12 protein-coding genes are annotated in these 19,521 nt (G+C 67.6%); 7 read left to right on the forward strand and 5 right to left on the reverse strand.

All coding sequences use genetic code 11. From position 1 onward, the window contains the following. Window positions 1–93 precede the first annotated feature (93 nt). Together pobA and AC1RWI_RS16270 are read right to left on the reverse strand one after the other, a co-directional pair. Window positions 94–1,263: a 4-hydroxybenzoate 3-monooxygenase gene (gene pobA, locus AC1RWI_RS16265; protein WP_043352988.1), complete on the reverse strand. Its 1,170-nt coding sequence runs from the start codon at window positions 1,261–1,263 to the stop codon at window positions 94–96. Window positions 1,264–1,553: 290 nt separating this feature from the next. After that, the gene (locus AC1RWI_RS16270) at window positions 1,554–1,844 is read right to left on the reverse strand and encodes a hypothetical protein (protein ID WP_043352991.1); all 291 of its coding nucleotides are present in this window, start codon (window positions 1,842–1,844) and stop codon (window positions 1,554–1,556) included. A gap of 627 nt (window positions 1,845–2,471) precedes the next feature. On the opposite strand from AC1RWI_RS16270, the gene AC1RWI_RS16275 reads away from it, so the two are divergent. Beyond that, window positions 2,472–4,205: a M14 family metallopeptidase gene (locus AC1RWI_RS16275; protein ID WP_492867454.1), complete on the forward strand. Its 1,734-nt coding sequence runs from the start codon at window positions 2,472–2,474 to the stop codon at window positions 4,203–4,205. A gap of 19 nt (window positions 4,206–4,224) precedes the next feature. Here AC1RWI_RS16275 and AC1RWI_RS16280 read toward each other — a convergent pair whose 3' ends face one another. The 3 genes from AC1RWI_RS16280 to AC1RWI_RS16290 form a co-directional block, all read right to left on the reverse strand. Further along, window positions 4,225–4,425 (reverse strand): hypothetical protein, encoded by a 201-nt coding sequence (locus tag AC1RWI_RS16280; RefSeq protein WP_043352996.1) that lies wholly within the window; start codon window positions 4,423–4,425, stop codon window positions 4,225–4,227. 195 nt (window positions 4,426–4,620) lie between these two features. Next, window positions 4,621–5,538, reverse strand: coding sequence for a cysteine synthase A (gene cysK, locus AC1RWI_RS16285; protein WP_043352998.1), 918 nt, complete (start codon window positions 5,536–5,538; stop codon window positions 4,621–4,623). Window positions 5,539–5,664: 126 nt separating this feature from the next. Then, window positions 5,665–6,876, reverse strand: a complete 1,212-nt coding sequence (locus AC1RWI_RS16290; RefSeq protein ID WP_492867457.1) for a GGDEF domain-containing protein — start codon at window positions 6,874–6,876, stop codon at window positions 5,665–5,667. 935 nt (window positions 6,877–7,811) lie between these two features. Here AC1RWI_RS16290 and AC1RWI_RS16295 point away from each other — a divergent pair. From AC1RWI_RS16295 to pelF, 6 genes are read left to right on the forward strand one after another with little or no spacing between them, the layout of a single operon-like run. Continuing rightward, the gene (locus AC1RWI_RS16295) at window positions 7,812–10,685 is read left to right on the forward strand and encodes a bifunctional glycoside hydrolase/polysaccharide deacetylase family protein (RefSeq protein ID WP_492867459.1); all 2,874 of its coding nucleotides are present in this window, start codon (window positions 7,812–7,814) and stop codon (window positions 10,683–10,685) included. Beyond that, window positions 10,648–14,868, forward strand: a complete 4,221-nt coding sequence (locus AC1RWI_RS16300) for a tetratricopeptide repeat protein (RefSeq protein ID WP_492867461.1) — start codon at window positions 10,648–10,650, stop codon at window positions 14,866–14,868. Before AC1RWI_RS16295 ends, AC1RWI_RS16300 begins: the two co-directional genes overlap by 38 nt. A gap of 59 nt (window positions 14,869–14,927) precedes the next feature. Further along, window positions 14,928–15,485, forward strand: a complete 558-nt coding sequence (locus tag AC1RWI_RS16305) for a transporter (protein ID WP_043353005.1) — start codon at window positions 14,928–14,930, stop codon at window positions 15,483–15,485. A gap of 13 nt (window positions 15,486–15,498) precedes the next feature. Further along, window positions 15,499–16,944 (forward strand): PelD GGDEF domain-containing protein, encoded by a 1,446-nt coding sequence (locus AC1RWI_RS16310; protein WP_043353008.1) that lies wholly within the window; start codon window positions 15,499–15,501, stop codon window positions 16,942–16,944. Continuing rightward, on the forward strand, window positions 16,937–17,923 hold the full coding sequence (locus tag AC1RWI_RS16315; protein ID WP_043357583.1) for a tetratricopeptide repeat protein: 987 nt from the start codon (window positions 16,937–16,939) through the stop codon (window positions 17,921–17,923). Before AC1RWI_RS16310 ends, AC1RWI_RS16315 begins: the two co-directional genes overlap by 8 nt. Further along, a complete protein-coding gene (gene pelF / locus AC1RWI_RS16320; RefSeq protein WP_492867464.1) occupies window positions 17,920–19,521 on the forward strand; it encodes a GT4 family glycosyltransferase PelF in 1,602 nt (533 codons plus the stop codon). The genes AC1RWI_RS16315 and pelF overlap by 4 nt, the downstream gene beginning before the upstream one ends.

The raw sequence follows: 19,521 nt of genomic DNA on the forward strand, positions 1-19,521 counted from the left end.
GGGTCTCCTGCTATGCCGCTCGTTGGCGGCGAATGCTCTGGTTTTCCTGGTGTTTCAAGGCTTGCCGCGTGGCCGCGCGCGTATTCAGCGCATTCAATACGGCAGGCCGACGTAGTTCTCCGCCAGCGACATCTGGGCGGCGCGCGAGCCAGCGAGGTAATCCAGTTCGGCCTGCTGGATGCGCAGCGCGAAGTCATCGGCATCGGGGAAGCGATGCAGGAGCGATGTCATCCACCACGAGAAGCGCTCCGCCTTCCAGACCCGGCGCAGGCATTTCTGCGAGTACGCGTCCAGCTCGCTGGCATCGTCGCGCAGGTAGCGCGCGATCAGGCCGTCGGCCAGGTAGAGGACATCGCTGGCGGCCAGGTTCAGGCCCTTGGCGCCGGTTGGCGGCACGATATGCGCGGCGTCGCCCGCCAGGAACAGGTTGCCGAAGCGCATCGGCTCGCACACAAAGCTGCGCAGCGGCGCGATGCTTTTTTCGATGCTCGCGCCCGTCACCAGCGCCTCGGCGGCGCTAGTATCGAGCCGGCTGCGCAGTTCGTCCCAGAAGCGTTGATCGGACCAGTCCTCGACCCGTTCGTCGGCGCTCACCTGCACGTAATAGCGGCTGCGCGTGAGCGAGCGCATGCTGCACAGCGCGAAGCCGCGCTCGTGGCTGGCGTAAATGAGTTCATTGGCCACCGGCGGCGTGTCGGCGAGCACGCCGAGCCAGCCAAAGGGATAGACCCGCTCGAAGATGCGCCTGGACGGCTCGGGCACGCTGCGCCGCGTGACGCCATGAAAGCCGTCGCAGCCAGCGATGAAATCGCAGCGCAGTTCGTACTGCTGGCCGCCCTTGCGATACCGCACCATGGGCGTGGCCGTATCGAAGTCGTGCACGCTGACGTCTTGCGCGTCGTAGATGGTGACGGCATTGCCGGCTTGCCGGGCGGCCATCAGGTCGCGCGTGACCTCAGTCTGGCCGTAGACCGTGACCGAGCGGCCGATCAGCGCGTGGAAGTCGATGCGGTGGCGCTCGCCGCCATAGGACAGTTCGATGCCATGGTGAACCAGGCCGTCGTGCTGCAGGCGCTGCGCCACGCCAGCGCGCTCCAGCGCATCGGCGGTCACGCTTTCAAGGATGCCGGCGCGGATACGGCCGAGGATGTAGTCGGGGCTGCGTTGCTCGACGATAACCGCATCGATGCCCGCCTTGGCGAGCAGTTGCCCTAGCAGCAAGCCGGCGGGGCCGGCGCCGATGATGGCGACTTGTGTGCGCATCGTGTGTCTCCTGGTGCGGGGTGGGGGCTGTTATTGAACGTAACCATTGAACGTAACAATAGCGGCGCCAGGGACGGGAGGGAATAGACGGAACGAACCATCAACAGGACAAAACGAACATCCATATCCGGTGCGGAATGTGCAGGAATATCCCGGTGATGTTGGGGGAAACCCTAGGTTTTTGACTGGATTTTTGCTGGATTTGCGATATTTTCCAGCGTGCGCGGCGACGCGTCCGAGCGCGCCGTCCGCGCGCGACAGCCTTCACATTCCATACATGTCGAAGCGCTTCAACGGCCCGCGCGCTGTTCCTTGCGGCACGCCTTGCAGATGTGTTCAAGCCCGTCCTGGCGGCGCGTGTCCCGCGCGAAGAACTCGCCGTCGGCCGGCCAGTGCTCTGCGCAATGGCGGCACAGCTTGAGCGGGCCGATATCCGACATCAGTACGTCGCCAGCGGTGACGTTGGCCTGCGCGGCGCGAGCGTGGCGCGCGGGGCTTGTGCGCGGTGATGGCGTGTCTTGCATGGCGCTTGCGGTGAAGGTGCCGTGGTTCTCGCGCGGCTGGGCGGCGTGATCGTACATGGTCTCTCCTTGCCTGGAAAATGGCGGAAATGGGCCAGTGATGGTCGGGGCGCGCGGCCGTATCCGGCTGCGCCGATGAAATACCCCGTTACGAAATGGCGCGTGGTTGATGCTCCGATGGCTTGGGCAATCGATGGCCGAGCGGTGCGATGCCCGCCCGTGCGCCAGCGTGGCTTACTGGGACAACATGCCCGAGCAGGCCATCAGCAGCCAACCGATGGCGGCACAGCCACCCAGCCAGCCGAGCAGCACCAGCACGATGGTGGACCACTTCATCGGGGCCGCCGCGCGTGCGCGGCAGGAAGTCGGGTTGCGTGAGAAAGGGAGCGGCTCATGCGTACTTTCCTTGGAGTGGCAAGACAAGGCTTGCTCAAGGGGGGCAGCTTAGCGATCCTGTGACGTCAATGTATGTCCGGGTTGTAAGAAAATGTGCACGAGCAAATGTGCTGCGGCCCGGCATCGCCTGCGAACGCCTTTGCCGTCTGGCGCCACGACTGGAGCGCGCGAGGCAAGCGCCCGGGAAGGTGCCTTCCCGGGCAGCCGGGGGCGTTCGCGCGGGCAATCGGGAGCCTGCCTATAATGCCGGATCCGACACCCATCGCGCCGCGCGCGGCGCCAAGGCCAGCCATGACGATCCTGCTCGATACCTCCATCCCGCACACACTGGATACCCTGGTTGAGCGCGTTGCGGCGATGCCCGGCGTACAGGTGCAAGCCTGGGTCTTCGACGACGTCGCCACGCGCCGCGCGGCCGAACAGCGGCTTGCCGCCGCCGGCGTGCAGGCGGCGATCCACAGCGCTTACAAGCCACTGCTGCATTTCTTCCTCGACGCGTTGGCGCTGGAACACGATGGCGGCCGCCTCGCCGCCGCGGGCGAGATTTCCGTGCGCCTGCCCGCGGCCACAACGGCGGGACAGTCGCAGCGCTTCCGGCTTGAAGCCTATCCGCTTGCCGGCATGCTGCCGCAAGGCAGCCTTCGCCTGAGCGAAGGCGACGACGAACGCCACTACGTCGTCGGGCTGGATGGCATTGCCCACCGCGTGTTCGTGCCGCTCGCGGCCTCCGGCGCGCCGTGCGGGTGGCTGCGTCTGTCGCGCGATGGCGCCGTGCTGGAGGACGGCCCGCTCGCCACCGAGTACGAACTGGCATTCGCCGCCGCCATGGATGCGATCCGCGGCCATGCCTGGGGCCGGCAGGGACCCTATTTCGATGTGCTTCGCATCGCCATCGACACGGGTGGCATCGAGCGCTGGCTGTCCTATCAGGACGAATGCATCAGCACGCGCGAGGCCCTGCACGAGGACCTGTATTTCTCCATTCTGGAGTTCTTCCAGGATCGCGCCGGCTTGCCGCGTGGCGATCGCACCTTGCAGCCCGGCCAGATCGTGCCCGAGGTCCGCCACGCGCAGGGGGCCACGCGGGTGCGGGTGGCATTGCTGCCGCACCCGCATGTCGCGGCAGTGACGCCGGCTGACGCGGCTGCGGCCCCGCTGTCCCCGAGTGCGCTTGCCGGGCTCTCGCAGCCCCTGACGCCAGAGGCGGTAGCCATCGAGATGCAGGCGTTGGGCGGCAAGCGCTTCAGCGTGCTTTCCACGCAGGGGCGCATGGTCCACGGCACCCACATCGAAGGTTCGCTGCCCGGGCTGGTGATTTCCGGTGGCCAGCATGCCAACGAAACGTCCGGCGTGGTGGGGGCGCTGCGCGCGGCGCATGCGCTCAAGCAGCGGCCGCATGCGCACTTTGCCCTGATTGCCTTGGAGAACCCGGACGGCGCGGCCTTGCATGTGCAGTTGCGCGAGGACAATCCGCGCCATATGTCGCATGCCGCGCGTTACACCGCGCTGGGCGATGACCTGGAGGCACGTACGGCGCCGCCCTTCGTGGAAAAAGCGGCCCGGCTGGAAGCCATCGAGCGCACTGGCGCCGGGTTGCACATGAGCCTGCACGGCTACCCCGCCCACGAATGGACGCGGCCACTCACCGGCTACGTGCCGCCGGGCTTCGAGACCTGGACCATTCCCAAGGGCTTTTTCCTGATCCTGCGCCACCACGCCGGGCGCAATGGCATGGCGTTCATGCAGGCGCTGACTGCGCAACTGGCGGCTTCGCCGGATCTGGCTGCGTTCAACGCCCGCCAGCTGGCGACCTGGGGCAACCACGCCGGCGAGGTGCCGTTCCCGGTGCTAAACGGCATTCCCTGCATGATCTTCGAGGATTCCCGGTCAACGGTGCCGTTCACGCTGGTCACCGAATTTCCGGACCAGACGGTTTATGGCGATGCGTTTCGCCTGGCGCACACCACCCAGATGCGGGCAGTGCTGGCGGCGGCGGAGCTGTATTGGGCGGGTTTGCTGGGTTGAGGGAGCGCGCCGCGCGCCTTTAGTGGATCGTGCGTGTCACCTTGGCGTGCGGCACCTCTGCCGCCGCCGTGTTTTCGGGCGTTGCGCCTTCATCCTGCTCGATCATGGTGGCCGCGAGGCTGAGCGCAGCCTGCATCTCTTCGTGCGACAGACCGGAAGATAGCGCAAGCCGCACCGCCAGGGACGCCAGTCGGGCGACTTCATAACTCGGGATGCTCATCTCAGCTCCTTGTCCTCGTGTCAATGCCTGTGTCAACGTCATGGCAAGCCCTGCCGCGCCGGGCGGCGGGGCCGCTGGCGCGCCATCCAGGCGGATTCGGCCGCCGACGCATGCTTGCGCCGGCGCCTGTCAATCTCCAGTATGGTCCACGGCGAGCTTCGCCGCCCGAAGAGAATCCAGCAATGCTGCGTGGCCTCAGGCGGGCAGGAAGCCTTCCACGGTGAGATAGCGCTCGCCGGTGTCGTAGTTGAAGCCCAGCACGGTGGCGCCGGCCGGCAGATCCGGCAGTTTTTGTGCGATCGCGGCCAGGGTGGCACCCGACGAAATGCCGACCAGCATGCCCTCCTCGCGCGCGGCGCGGCGCGCCATTTCGCGTGCCGGCTCGGCGTCGACCTGGATCACGCCATCGAGCAGGGCGGTATCCAGGTTGCGAGGGATGAAGCCGGCGCCTATGCCCTGGATCGGGTGTGGCGCGGGCGCGCCGCCGGAAATGACCGGCGAGGCGACCGGCTCGACGGCGTAGACCTTCAGCGCGGGCCACTTCTGCTTGAGCACGCGGGCGCAGCCGGTGATATGCCCGCCCGTGCCCACGCCGGTGACCAGGGCGTCGATGCCCTGCGGGAAGTCCGCCAGGATTTCGAGCGCGGTGGTGTTGACGTGGGCCTCGATATTGGCGGGATTCTCGAATTGCTGCGGCATCCAGGCGCCCGGCGTGGCCGCCACCAGTTCTTCGGCGCGGGCAATGGCGCCCTTCATGCCCTTTTCGCGCGGGGTCAGGTCAAAGGTGGCGCCATAGGCCAGCATCAGGCGGCGGCGTTCCACCGACATGCTGTCCGGCATCACCAGCACCAGCTTGTAGCCCTTGACCGCCGCCACCATGGCCAGGCCGATCCCGGTATTGCCCGAGGTGGGCTCGATGATGGTGCCGCCCGGCTTGAGCACGCCGGATTGCTCGGCCGCCTCGACCATCGACAGCGCAATGCGGTCCTTGATGGAGCCTCCCGGGTTGGCGCGCTCGGACTTGATCCAGACCTGATGGGTATCGCCAAAGAGCCGCTGAACCCGGATATGGGGCGTATTGCCAATGGTCTGCAGGATGTTGTCGGCCTTCATTCAGTATCTCCAGGGATGGTTTCGAACCGGACTGGCAAACGGGTCCGGACAAGCATGCACTGGAGGATTCTAGCGGGCGGCGCGTCGACGATGCGATTTCCCCGTCATATTGGCGTACGCCAACGCCTAGTGGCAGGCCTTGGCGCGTGCGGGCAGGCAGCGCGCCGGCAGCGCTTCCAGCTCGGAGGCGAGCACGACCCGGCCCCGGCCACGCCGCTTGGCTTCATACAAGGCGCGGTCCGCGCTGCCAAACAGTTTGTCCCAGGTGGCGGCCCCACCGTCCTCGCGCTCGCGGGTCTGCGCAACGCCGATGCTGGCGCTGGCGAATCCACCAAGCTCGTTTGGCAATGCGATGGCGCGGATACCACGCAGGATGCGGTTGGCCAGCAGGAGGGCATCGGCTTCGGTGGTATGCGGGCAAAGCACGCAGAACTCCTCACCACCGTAGCGGCCCGCGAGGTCCGCGCTGCGGTGCGCTTCCTGCAGGACGCGGCCGATCTGCTGCAGGACGCGGTCGCCGGCGCGGTGGCCACTGCTATCGTTGATGTACTTGAAGCGGTCGATGTCGATCACCAGGCAGCTCAGCGGATGGCCGTGGCGGTTGAATTCCGCGGCCAGCACCATCGCCGCGCCATCCATGGCACCGCGGTTCAGCAGCCCCGTCAATGCATCGAGGCGTGCCTGCTTCTCCTGTTTGGCCAGCATGGCTTCCATGGTCATCAAGGTGAAGCCCGCCAGGCCCGCGAGGATCGCAACAAGGGCGGGCAGCAGGCGCAGCTGGAGCAAGGCCTCGGCACTCAGGGCCGGCACCGGGGCGCCGGCTTCCAGCACCGCATACAGCCCGCAGCATTGCGCCAGCAGTTGCACGCTGCAAGCGGCAAGCACCAGCGGGCGGCTGCGGCGGGTCAGCGCGAGCCGGCGCTGCAGCAGGCAGGCCAGGGTGAAGCCGGCGGTGATGGCTGCCACCACGTAGCCGGTGACTTCGGCCAGGCGGCTGCCGCTGCCTAGCACAGCGGCGGCCAGCACGGCAGAGATGGCAAGCACGCCGGCAGTGAGCGGCGCGGGTGCCGAAGGGCGGTCACCGGTCAGTGATACGCCGCGATGGGTCAGCAACTGGGCGGCCACGCTCAGGGCGGGCGCCGCCAGCAGGAACCAGGCGGGCCCGCCGCGCGCGTCGATCACCAACAGGCCCGCGGCGCAGGCCAGCACCTGGCCGGCGACCCATGCGCGGCCCACGGCGCTATGGCGCAAAGCCAGCATCAGGGCCGCGAGGATGATTTGCGTGGCGGTGAACAGGACAAGCAGTGCCATCACGGCAGTGCCCTCATCTGACTGCATGAGATTCCCATCGAGTTCGGCGCAGCATCGCCGCGCGGGAGTTTGCCTTCGAAGGTGGGTTCGCACGTATTGCGTATTGCGTACTGCGTGGAGCCCGTGCGTGAGCCAGCGCGTGAGCCAGCGCGTGACTTGCGACATTCCCGAATGCGGCGTCCGGCCGGTGCTTGTCCGGGTCCGTTCCTGCCGAGGTGAAGATGTTTTTTGTTTGAGAAAATTCTACACAGCGCCGCGCTGGAAGTGCCCCGTATTCGCGGCGCGTGACAATTGTTGACATTGGACTCAAAGCGCGTGATCTACCATTCGCTTTGCTCGCAGCGCGGGTCGCCGCGGACCGTTGTATTCCGGCCCCAGCCATTGCGCGATTCCTTGTTTTCGTATCCTCAGAGCACGACAGTGTCGAGTTTGCGCCACGTACTGTGATACTTTGTCGATTCGGAAAACTACAAAAATGCGGAAAGTGCCGAGACAACAATCAGCTTGCCAGGCACCGAAGCCCCTGGCGCCGCCAGGTCCGGCGGGTGCCATCGGCGCCTTCGCCGCGTTCGAAACCCGGGCGTTGGCGCTAACCAGCTTCTGTGACACGGGCATGCATTGGCACTAGTGCATGTTTCCTAGTCCTAAATGCTTATAGGCACGATGACGCGCATGCTTCAGAATTCTCGCCGATAGTGCTTAAATGCGCACTTTGAGCTTGGCCTGCGGGGGACTGCCTGAGAGATCGGGCGGCGCAGGTGGAAGTGGATGGAATCAGCCATACCGGGAATGCATCGTCTGGCGCCATCAAGCGCGACCAGCATGTTGGAGGCAAGCCAAGCGAGCTCTTCCGGGATTATAAAAATATGAAAAAAAATAGGGGTCAGCAAGTGAATTTGTTGCGATTGGACGGTGTCGCGCGCCGCGTGGCAGGCCTGCGTCAGGCAAGCCGGGGCGTGCCGATGACAAGAGCATGGCTTGGCGCACTGCTGGCCGTGTTTGCAGCCTGGCTATGCCCGGCGCAGGCGCAGGCGCAGGCACTGGCCACCACCGGCTCGCGCGCACCGAACATCGCCTTCCACTACGGCAGCAAGCCGCCGGTGGACGCTCTGCAGGCGTTTGATGTCGCCGTGGTCGAGCCCGACAGCGGCTTCGATCCGCGCACCGCAGCCACGCCCAATACGCAATGGTTCTCCTACGTCAGCATTGGCGAGGTCGCACCGTCGCGCGCCTACCTGAAAGACATTCCCAAGGCCTGGCTGATCGGCAACAACGACGCCTGGGGCGCTCGCGTGGTCGACCAGGCCGCCGAGGGCTGGCCCGCCTTCTTCGTGGAAAAGGTCATCGCCCCGCTGTGGCAGCGCGGCTATCGCGGCTTCTTCCTCGACACGCTCGACTCCTACCAGCTCAAAGCCAGGACGGACGCCGAGCGCGCCCGCCAGGAGGCCGGCATGGTGGCGGTGATCCGGGCCATCAAGGCACGCTATCCCGAGGCCAAGCTGATCTTCAACCGCGGCTTCGAGATCCTGCCGCAGGTCAACCAACTGGCGTACGCGGTCGCGTTTGAATCGCTTTACCGCGGCTGGGACCAGGGCGGCAAGCGTTACACCGAAATAAGCGAGGCCGATCGCAACTGGCTGCTCGGCCAGGCCCGAACGATCCGCGAGCAGTACCACTTGCCGGTGATCTCGATCGATTACTGCCCGGCCGCCGAGCGCAAGTGCGCGCGCGATACCGCCGCGCAGATCCGCGCGCTGGACATCATCCCTTACGTGGCCGACCCTGGCCTGCAGACGGTTGGGATCGGCAACATCGAGGTGATGCCGCGCCGGGTGCTGGTGGTGCAGGACCGCGAGCCGGGCGTCTCGATCGACGACTCGGCCGGCGTGCGCTTCGTCTCCATGCCGCTGAACTACCTGGGCTATCGCGTGGACTTCGCCGAAGCCAGCCAGCCGCTGCCGGAGATCGGCCCGGACCGCTACGCTGGCGTGGTGATCTGGATGGCTGGCAACGTGCGCGACCAGCCCGGGCGTTTCTTCAGCTGGGTGCAGCGCAATATCGACCAGGGCGTGCCGGTGGTGTTCCTGAACGATTTCGGCGCGCGCATGAACGGAGCGCTGGCATCGAGCCTGCAGCTCAAATCGGTCAAGGGCAAGATCGGCGTCAAGGCGGACGTGGTGTCGAAGGACCCGATGATGGGCTTCGAGATGCCTGTGGCGCCGGACCGCACGCAGGCAGCGCCGGTCCAGGTGGGCGATGGCCCGGGCTTTCGCTCCCTGCTGCGCCTGAATTCGGGCACGCTGACCTATGACGCTGCCGCGATCACTCCCTGGGGCGGCTACGTACTCGGGCCTTACGCCGTGCGGCAAAGCGCCAACGACCAGGACCGCTGGGTGGTGCAGCCGTTGTCCTTCCTGCGCGAAGCGCTGCGCCTGCCGGCCATGCCGGTGCCGGATGTCACGACGGAAAACGGACGTCGCCTGCTGACCGTGCACGTGGACGGCGACGGCTTTGCCTCCCGTGCCGAGATTCCCGGTGGCGGTTTTTCCGGTGAAGTCCTGTTTCGCGAGATCTGGGACCGCTATCGCCTGCCGATGACGATGTCGATCATCCAGGGCGAAGTCGCCAGCGACGGCATGTATCCCAAGCTGACCGCGCAGCTCGAGCCGATTGCCCGCAAGATCTTCGCGCAGCCCTATGTCGAGGTGGCGAGCCACACCTTCTCGCATCCTTTCGAGTGGGGCCGCACGGTGCCCGGCGGCACGCACTCGGAGAATGCCACCGAAGGCGACGACGACTTCCACCTGGCGATTCCCGGCTACACGATGGACCTGAAGCGCGAGATCGGCGGCTCGATCGACTATATCAACCGCACCCTGGCGCCCCCCGGCAAGCCGGTCAGCATGCTGCTGTGGTCGGGCGACTGCCAGCCGCCTGCCGAGGCCATCAAGCTGACCGACCAGGCCGGCGTGCTCAACATGAACGGCGGCGATACGCTGATCACGCGCAGCAACCCGACCTGGACCGCGATTTCGCCGATCGGCGTGAACAAGGGCGACGGCACCTTCCAGATCTTCGCGCCGAACCAGAACGAGAACGTCTACACCAACCTCTGGCATGGCCCGTACTACGGCTTCGAGCGCGTGATCGAAACCTTCGAGCTGACCGACCGGCCGTATCGCTTCAAGTCGGTCAACATCTACTATCACAACTATTCCGGCACCAAGGCCGCCTCGCTCAAGGCACTGCGCAAGGTCTATGACTACGTGCTGAGCCAGCCGCTGATGCCGGTGCATGCCACCGACTACGTGCGCAAGGTGATCGACTGGCAAGGCATGGCGGTGGCCCGCGAGCTGGGTGGCGACGCCACGCAGCCGGCCTCCTGGATCGTGCGCGGCGACGCCAGCCTGCGCAACGTGCGCTGGACCGGCGCGGACCTGCCCGACGTGGCCGGCTCGCAAGGCGTCACCGGCACCTCGCCGGCACCCGGCGGCGGTGTCTACGTGCACCTGGCCGATGGCGCCTCGCGCATCGTGATGCGCGCCCCGAACGCAGCTAGCGCCGCGGCTGCCTCCGGCCCCGAGATCGCCGAGGCCAGCGGCTTCGTGCGCAACTGGCAGCGCACCGGCCAGGGCAGCGCACAGCGCATCCGTTTTGATTTCAGCGGCTACTTCAAGCCATTCTTCCGCCTCGCCGGCGCGGACCGTTGCCGGATCGCCATCGATGGCAAGCCGGTGCAGGGCGTGCAGGAGCGCGGCACGCTGCGTTTCGACACCACTCCCGTTCCCAATCCCGACAATGCCAAGCAAAGCGTCGAAATCACCTGCGCCGCCTGAGCGCGAGCGGCTCCTGCCGCCAGCGTTCGTGCTGACCTTCACCGCCATGGTGGGGATCGGCCTGGCGCTGATGTTCCCGCGCGAAACCTTGCGCGAACGCCTGCTGGGAGAAGGCCGGGCAGTGGACGGCCTCAGCATGGCCTACCTGGAAGCCTGGTGGCGCGCCACGCCCGGCGACAGCGGCTTCGCGGCGGTGCTGGCCGAGCAATATGCGCGCACGGGCCGGCTGGATGAGGCCGAGGCCATGCTGTCCCGGCTGGAGGCGCGCTATGCGGCCAGTTCTGCGGCTGGTTCCGCGGCCAGCCCGCAAGGGCCGGTGCGCAACGCCAACGCCGCCGACGCCGAGCTGTCCGGCCAGATCCTGCGTACCCGCATCGAGATCGCGCAGCAGCGCGCGTTTGCGGCGTTGCCGAACACCCCGGAGCGCGAGCACTACGTCGAAAAGCTCGGCGGGCTGCTCGACCAGGCGTTGACCATGAAGTGGAACCGCACCGATCTGGAAGAGCTGGCCACCACCGCGCGCTCGATCAACGCGCTCAAGCCGGCACAGGTGTTCTACCAGGCGCTGGCCAAGAGCGACCCTGCCCGCGCGGCGCTTTGGAATGCGCAGGCTGCGTCGGCGGCGCTCGCGGGCGGCGACTACCAGCAGGCGGCCGACGCGCTGTTTGCCGCGCAGTCCCGCGCCACCGATCCGGCCGAACAGCGCCGCCTCTACCTGGCCGCGCTCAAGACGCTGCAGTCCGGCAACGCGCTTGACAAAGCGCTGGCCCAGGCCGAGCAGCATGGCGGCAAGCTGCTGGAGAACGCTGAAGTCCTGCGTTACCTGACCAAGCTGGCGCTGGCCGCCAACCGCCCCGAGCAGGCCGCGCGCTATGTGCAGCGGCTGCTGCGCCTGCCGCCGAGCTTGCAGCCCGTGCCCGAAGGCGCCTCGCTGCAACGCGCCGAAGTGCGCCGCGTGGCGGCCACCGAGCCATGGGCCGCGCGGGGCGTGATCTTCCTTGACGGCCCGCGTGGCCTGGCCTTGCGCCGCGCCATGGGCGACGCTGCGATGCCCCGCCTGCGCCGCGTGGCGGATACCTCAGGCGCTGGCACATCCGCTTCTGCGGCGGCGGGCCAAGCCCGCGCCGCCTCCGCAGCTTCGGCAGCACCAGCGCCGGTGGCCGCCCCTGCCGGCGCCCCCACCGCGGCCGAGCGCGCCTTCAATGCCGACGACTACGAACTCGCGTTCCAGGTATTCCTGGCCGCCGGCAAGCTTGACGACGCGCAGCGCGTAGCCGAGACCGCCGTGCGGCGCCAGCCCGGCGCGGCGCGCTGGCGCGAGCGCCTGGCCCAGGTCGCCGAGTGGAATCGCCAGCCCACGGTAGCGCTCAAGAGCTGGCTGGAATATGCCCAGGCCAGCAATGACGAGACCGCCTGGAAGGCCGTGCTGCGCCTGGCGCCCGGCCTGAACGACGATCGCGCCTACCTGGCCGCGCTGCGCCACCGCGCCGGCACGGGCGATCTCGCCACCGTCGACCAGGTGGTCGCCACCTACGAACGGCTGGGCGAGCCCGAGGAAGGCCTGGCCTTCCTGCAAAGCCTGAGCCACGGCCCGAACGCGCGCCCGATCATGGAGCGCCAGGCGGAGCTGGCCGAGCGCGCCGGCAAGGATGCCCGTGCCTTCGCGCTTTACACCGAGCTGCAGCAGCGCTTTGGCCCGCGCCCGCAGTACGCGCTCAGGCAAGCCAACCTCCTCTATGTGCGCGGCAAGCTGGTTGAAGCCCTTGAGGCCATGGTGCCGTCCATGCGCACCGCGCGTTCCACCGACATCGAATTCTGGCGCACGCTGACCGAGCTGGCGCGCCTGAACCAGCGCAGCGACCTGCTCGAGCAAGGCTACCGGCAACTGATGCTGGCCATGGCCGAGACGCATGACAACCACTGCATGGCCATGCCTCCCGGCGCAGGCCGCAACGACTGCCTGGCCGAAGTGCGCGATACCGAGGAATCGGACTTCTCGAACCTGATGGACTTCTACGATAGCTCGCCTATCGATGCCGGGCGCATTGCGCAAGCGAGCTGGCACAAGGGCGGCAAGCTGGTGTCGCTCGAGCTTGCCATCAATTACTACACCCGCGCCCGTGCTTACGGCCGCGTTGCCACGTTGCTGCAGGGCATGACCCCTGCCCAGTTGAAGCAGGCCGAGCAATCCAGCCGCTTCCTGGCCATGCGCGCCGAGTACCAGCGCGCCCGTGGCGAGCGCGAACTGGCCCTGGCCGACCTGCGCCGCGCCGCCAGCATGCCCGACGCCGGTAGCGAGACGCTGGCCGCGCTGATGTGGGCGCTGGTCGATCTCGGCTCGGATACCGAAGTGCGCGCCATGATGCTGCGCCTGAAGGGCGAGGCCGAGGGCAACCCGGATTTGTGGGGTGCCTTCGCCGCCGGCAGCATGCGCTTCCAGGACGGCCGCACCGCGCTGCATTACCTGCGCAAGATGGCCGACGGCAAGAGCGCCGATCCGCTCTGGCTGGGCCTTGCCGCCGATGCCTACGACGCCATCGGCCAGACCAGCACCGGGTGGCGCCTGCGTCGGCAGGCCTGGGTCGACCTGCACAAGGACCAGTCCGCGGCCGGGCGCCGCGCCTCGGATCCCCGCAGCATGGATCCGGCCGCCGAGGAGGAGGACGCCCAGGGCGGCCCCGCCCCGGCTGAGCTGCGGCGCCAGACGGTGGCGCTCGGGCAGATCTTTGCCTCGGGCGATGTGTCCCAGCGCCTGGTGATCGAGATGCTGCGCGGCGACCGCACCGTGATGGCTGGCACCAATGCCGCGAACTGGACCGGTCCTGCCAATCCGGTGTCGCGGCTGGGGGAGATTCCCGGCCTGCCGGCGCTCGATCCCAAGACACCGCCGGGCGTGGCGCAACGCGAAGCGCGCCAGCAGGCCGTGGTCTCGTCCGCCGCCAAGGAAGTGGCGCTGGCCTGGGCCCTGTCGAACGAATCCAACGAACTGGCGCGTGCCTGGCTGGCCCGCCAATATGCCCGCCAGTTGCTGCGCCCGGCGTATGCCGAGATCACGCTGGCGCTGGCCAACCAGGACCTGGCCGCACTCGACCGTGTGCTGGAGCGCCAGGCTGGCCGCATTCCGGTGGACAACCAGATCGAAGCCAACGTGCAGCTCGACCGGCTCGGCGCCGCGCAGACGCTGGCCTACGAAACCCAGGAGACCACCCGCACCGACGACAGCCTGCAGGAAACCCTGCAGGACGCGCTGCTGTTCAACGCGCAAGCCATCGAGCCACGCGTGACGTACCAGCGCCAGAGCCCGCTGAGCTACTTCGACTACAGCCTGGCTGGCGGCGTGCGCCTGTGGGATGGCTACGACCTCAACCTGCGCGGCGCCTGGCGCACCCAGCACAGCGTGGACCAGACCCAGCTCACCGGCGTGCCCTCGTCCGACAAGCGAGGCGAGCTGTCGCTCGGCTACCGCGACCAGCACCTGCGCTGGCGCCTCGGCGTGGGCCGGCGCGACGGCCTGGATAGCGTGACCACCGCGCGCTTTACCGGTGAGTGGCGCGAGACCAGCCGCTTGAGCTTCACCACGCTGGCCGGCCTCAACCAGAGCGCCGACGAATCGGCGGCGCTGCGGGTCGGCGGCGTCAAGGATGTGCTCGGCCTGGGCGCGACCTACAACTTCAGCCTGCGCGAATTTGCCGGCGCTCGCATCGAGTACGACCGTTTCCGCGGCCAGGACGGCTCGCAGCTGGGCCACGGCCTGGTGTACGACCTGGAGCTGGGCTACCGCATCCGCACCGCGTACCCGGACTACACGGTGCGCCTGGTCGGCACCCATGCCACCTACAACGCGCGCGGCGGCACGCTCAGCAACAAGCTGGCCACGCTGGTGCCTGCCGATGACGAGGCCACGCCGGGCTTCTACATGCCCCAGGGCTTTACCCAGGCCGGCGTGACGTTCGGCTTCGGCACCGAGCTGATCGACGACTACACGCACAAGTGGCGGCCGTTTGCCGAAATCGGCCTGCTGCACGACACCCGCGCCGGGCAGAACTTCCGGGCGCAACTGGGCGTGGCCGGCAAGGTGTTCGGCAACGACCACCTGTCCATGTACGTGCAGCACGAAACCGCGGCGCGCAATGGCGGCACGCCGCTGACCGAAGTGGGCGTTCGGTACAGATGGCTTTTTTAATCCGGGCGGGCACGCGAGCGTGCCGGTTCACTGTATGCAATCGAGAAGGGGAGAGAGTCATGAAAACAACTAGCACGAAGCAGAACCGCGCAGCACGACTGCTGGGCTGGTGCGGTGCGCTGGGCGCAGCGCTGTGGCTGGCCGGATGCGCGGTGACCGATATTGGTCGCGCCCCCGCGCTGCCGGCCGGTGAGTCGGTGGCGATTTTACCGATCGTCAACTACACCGAGACGCCGCAAGCAGGCTTGCGCGCCGAGGCGATCGCGGAAAGCCTGCTGAAGACAGGCGGCATTGCCAACGTCAAGCGCTATCCCGCCAACCTGAACCCGGAAACGCTGTTCGAGCCGGCCGAGCGCGAGTCGGTGGGCAAGGCGCTTGAGTGGGCACGTACCCAGAAGATGCGCTACGCCCTCACCGGCGCGGTGCAGGAATGGCGCTACAAGGTGGGCGTGGATGGCGAGCCCGCCGTGGGCATCTCGCTGAAACTGCTGGACGTGAGCACGGGCGAAGCCGTCTGGTCCGCCACCGGCAGCGACAGTGGCTGGAGCCGCGAGTCGCTGTCGGGCACCGCGCAAAAGTTGCTGCGCCGCCTGCTGGCGCCGCTGCGCCAGGGTTGAACCGCGGGAGAGCATGATCGTGGCCAATACAGCCGACAAGATACGGGAAGGACAGGGCATTGGCGCGGGCGGCCGCTATTTGCGGTTGCTCGCGCCCGCCACGAGCGGACCGGTCTCTGCGGTCGAGCTGGTGGTGACGATGGCGCTGGCGATGGGGCTGGGATACCTGCTCCTGCCCAACAACCCCCTGCTGCTGGGACTGGGCTTTCCCTGGGCATGGCTGCTGCCGGTCATCCTGGCGCTGCGCTACGGCACGCTGATTGGCGTGGGCAGCGTGCTGATGATGCTGGGCGGCTGGTTCTTCTTCCACCAGATCGGTGCCCAGCCGGGTGCGTTCCCGCGCCTGTTCTTCCTGGGTGGGCTGCTCATGGTGCTGGTTGCCGGGCAGTTCGGCGATGTCTGGGGCACAAGGCTGGCGCGCGCGCGCGCCGTCAACCGCTACCTCGAAGAGCGCCTTGCGGCCCTGACCAAGAACCACTACCTGCTGCGCGTGTCCCATGCGCGGCTGGAGAACGACCTGCTGGCCAAGCCCACCACGCTGCGCGACACGCTGTCGCAGATGCGCGCGGTGACGCTGGAAGATGCGGCACAGGGTGGCGTGCTGGTTGGCGCGCGCCCCATGCTGCAAGTGGTGGCGCAGGCGTGCCAGCTTGAAGCCGCCGCGCTCTACGCGGTCGATGGCGAGACGGTATCCGCCACGGCGTCGGCGCAGATCGGCCCGGCATTCGAGTTCGATCCCGACGATGTGCTGGTGCGCCACTGCCTGGAGACGCGCCAGCTGGCGCACCTGCAGGCCGATGGGTTGTCGCGCCAGTCGCCGGACCATCCGCAGACCCGCTATGTGGCGGTGGCACCGGTGCTGTCCGGGGCCGACAAGCTGGTGGGCCTGCTGGTGGTCGAGCGCATGCCGTTCCTGTCGCTCAGCTACGAGAACCTCCAGTTGCTGATGGTGCTGATGGGCTATTACGCCGATGGCATCGAGCACGCCGCGTCCACGCGCGCCATCGCGGCCGCGATTCCCGGCTGCCCGTATGAATTCGCGCTGGACTACGCCCGCCTGTCGCGCCTGCGCCGCGACACTGGCATCGACAGCACGATCGTGGCGCTGGTGTTCGATCTCGACGAATCGCGCGACGCACTGTTCAACCAGGTCATCCGCAGCCGCCGCGCGCTCGACGTGGCCTGGCCGCTGACCAGCGCGCACCAGCGGGCCCTGCTCACCTTGATGCCGCTGTCGGGCAACGAGGCGGCGTCGGCCTACCTGGTGCGCATTGAAGACATGCTGCGGGCCCAGTTCGGCACCGATTTCGAAGCGGCGCGCATCGGCGTGCATACGCTGGCCGTGCCCGCCAGCGCGCCGGTCGAGCCGCTGATCCGCCTGCTGCATCGTTGCCATGTGGATGTTCAGCCAGCGCCGGTACCGGTGCCGGTGGCACTAGGCGAGGTTGGCCGTGGGTAAGCTCGGCATCGGCGGCATCGCCGCGCAAATCGCCGCCCTGGCGCTGCTGGCTCGCGCCGGTACCAGCACCGCGTTGCTGCTGACTTTCCTGTTGATGCAGGGGCTCGCCGCGGCGATGATCGCGATGGTGCTGTGGCGCTTGCTGCCCCGGCGTTTTCGCGTGCCGTTCGCGTGGAGCTATGGCTACCTCTTTGTATTCTGCTTCCTGGTGCCGCTGGCCGGCGGCATGATCTGCGTCGGCAGCCTGCTGATCGCGCGCTTCTTCCCGGGACGCCGTCCCACGGCCGGTATTGGCCTGGTCGGGCTGCCGGTGTTCGTCACCCACCTGATCTCGCGCGTGACCCACGGCGGCGGCGCGCGCTTGCGCGCCCAGTTGGGCAACACGCGCGCGCCGTTGCCCGAGCGCATGACCGCGCTGGTGGCCATGCAGTCGATGCCGGCGCGCGCCTCGGGCCCGGTGCTGCGCGACCTGCTGGCCGACAGTGCTGATGACGTGCGCCTGCTGGCCTACGGCATGCTGGACGGCGCGGAGAAGCAACTGACGCAGAAAATCCTTGCCGAGCTGCCGCGACTGGAAGCTGCGCAGGACGATCGCGAGCGCGGCGAGATCAACAAGCGCCTGGCCGACCTGTACTGGGAGCTGATCTACCAGAACCTGGTGCAAGGCGACGTCTATCGCTACACCGCGGACCAGGTGGAGCGCCACGCGCGCGCCGCGCTGGAGTTCGATTCCGACCAGGCTGGCTTGTGGTACATGCGTGGCCGCCTGGCCCTGACCCGCGAGGAGCCCGCGCAAGCGCGCGGGTGGCTGCAGCGGGCCGAGGCGCTTGGCTTTGCGCGCGAGCGCACGCTGCCGCTGCTGGCCGAAGCCGCCTATCTGGAGCGCGACTACGCCGCCGTGCGCGCCATCTTGCTGTCATTCGACAGCCCATCGCCGCTGCCACTGGTACGGCCCCTGCTGCGTTACTGGCAATCATGAGCGATACCTCTTTGCCCCGCGCCGACTCGGCCGATGTGGCCCTGCTGCTGGAGGGCACCTTTCCGTATGTGAGCGGCGGGGTGTCGAGCTGGGTCAACCAGATGATCCGGGCGTTTCCGGACGTCCGCTTCGCCATCGTCTTCATCGGCAGCCGCCGCGAGGATTACGGCGACATGGTCTACGCGCTGCCCGACAACGTCGTGCACCTGGAAACGCATTTTCTCTACGATTTCCCGCCGCCTCCGTTGGTGCATGGCAGCGACGGCGACCCCGTCACCTTCGCCGCCTCGGCGCAGTTGCACGAGGCGCTGCGCCAGCCAGGCCGAGAGCAGGAAGCCGGCGAGCTGATCCGCGAGCTGATGCCCGAGCTGACCGATGGCGGCAGCCTGTCGGAAGATGCGTTCCTCTACAGCCGCAACGCGTGGCGGACCATCACCGAGCAGTATCGCCAGTACTGCACGGACCCGTCCTTCACCGACTACTTCTGGACCGTGCGCATCATGCACAAGCCCCTGTGGCAGCTCGCGCGCATTGCCGAAGGGCTGATCCCGGCCAAGGTCTACCACACGGTGTCCACCGGCTATGCCGGCTTCCTCGGCGCCATGCTGCACTACCGCACGGGACGCCCCTTGCTGGTGTCCGAGCACGGCATCTATACCAAGGAACGCAAGATCGACCTGTTCCAGAGCCAGTGGATACGCGACAACCGCAACGTGTTCGAGCGCGACATCTCGCAGATCAGCTATTTCCGCGAGCTGTGGGTGCGCTTCTTTGAGACGCTGGGCCGCGTCTGCTACGACGCCGGCGACACCATCGTCGCGCTCTACGAAGGCAACCGCCTGCGCCAGGTCACGGATGGCGCCCGCGCTGAGCGGACCCGCAATATTCCCAACGGCATCAATCTGCCGCGGCTGGCCGCGCTGCGTGCGCAGCGCGCACCCGGCGTGCCCCCGGTGCTGTGCCTGATCGGCCGCGTGGTGCCGATCAAGGATATCAAGACGTTTATCCGCGCCATGCTGACCGTGGTGCGGCAATATCCCGATGCCCAGGGCTGGATCGCCGGCCCGGAAGACGAAGATCCGGAATACGCGCGCGAATGCCGCAGCCTGGCCGAAAGCCTGGGCCTGGCCGACAAGGTGAAGTTCCTGGGCTTCCAGCGCATTGATGAACTGCTGCCCAAGGTCGGCGTGCTGGTGCTCAGCTCCATCAGCGAGGCGTTGCCGCTGGTAGTGCTGGAAGGCTTTGCCGCCGGCGTGCCATGCGTGACCACCGATGTTGGCTCATGCCGGCAACTGATCTTCGGCCTGCCCGGCGAGGATGCGGCGCTAGGCGCGGCGGGCGACGTGGTGCGCATCGCCGACCCGGCCGCGCTGGCCGGCAAGGCGATCGGCCTGCTGGGCTCGCCCGACGCATGGCATGCCGCGCAGCAGGCCGGCATCCGGCGCGTGGAGCGGTATTACACGCAGGAGATGATGGTGGGCAGCTACCGTGAGCTGTACACGCGCCTGATGGCGCAGCCACGGGTGGAATCGTCCGCCGGCGGATCCCCCGCCAAGGCGGCGCAGGCCGCTGGCTGTCCCATGAAGGGAGGTCGCTGA

The organism is Cupriavidus sp. MPR-AND1C (genome assembly GCF_058809705.1).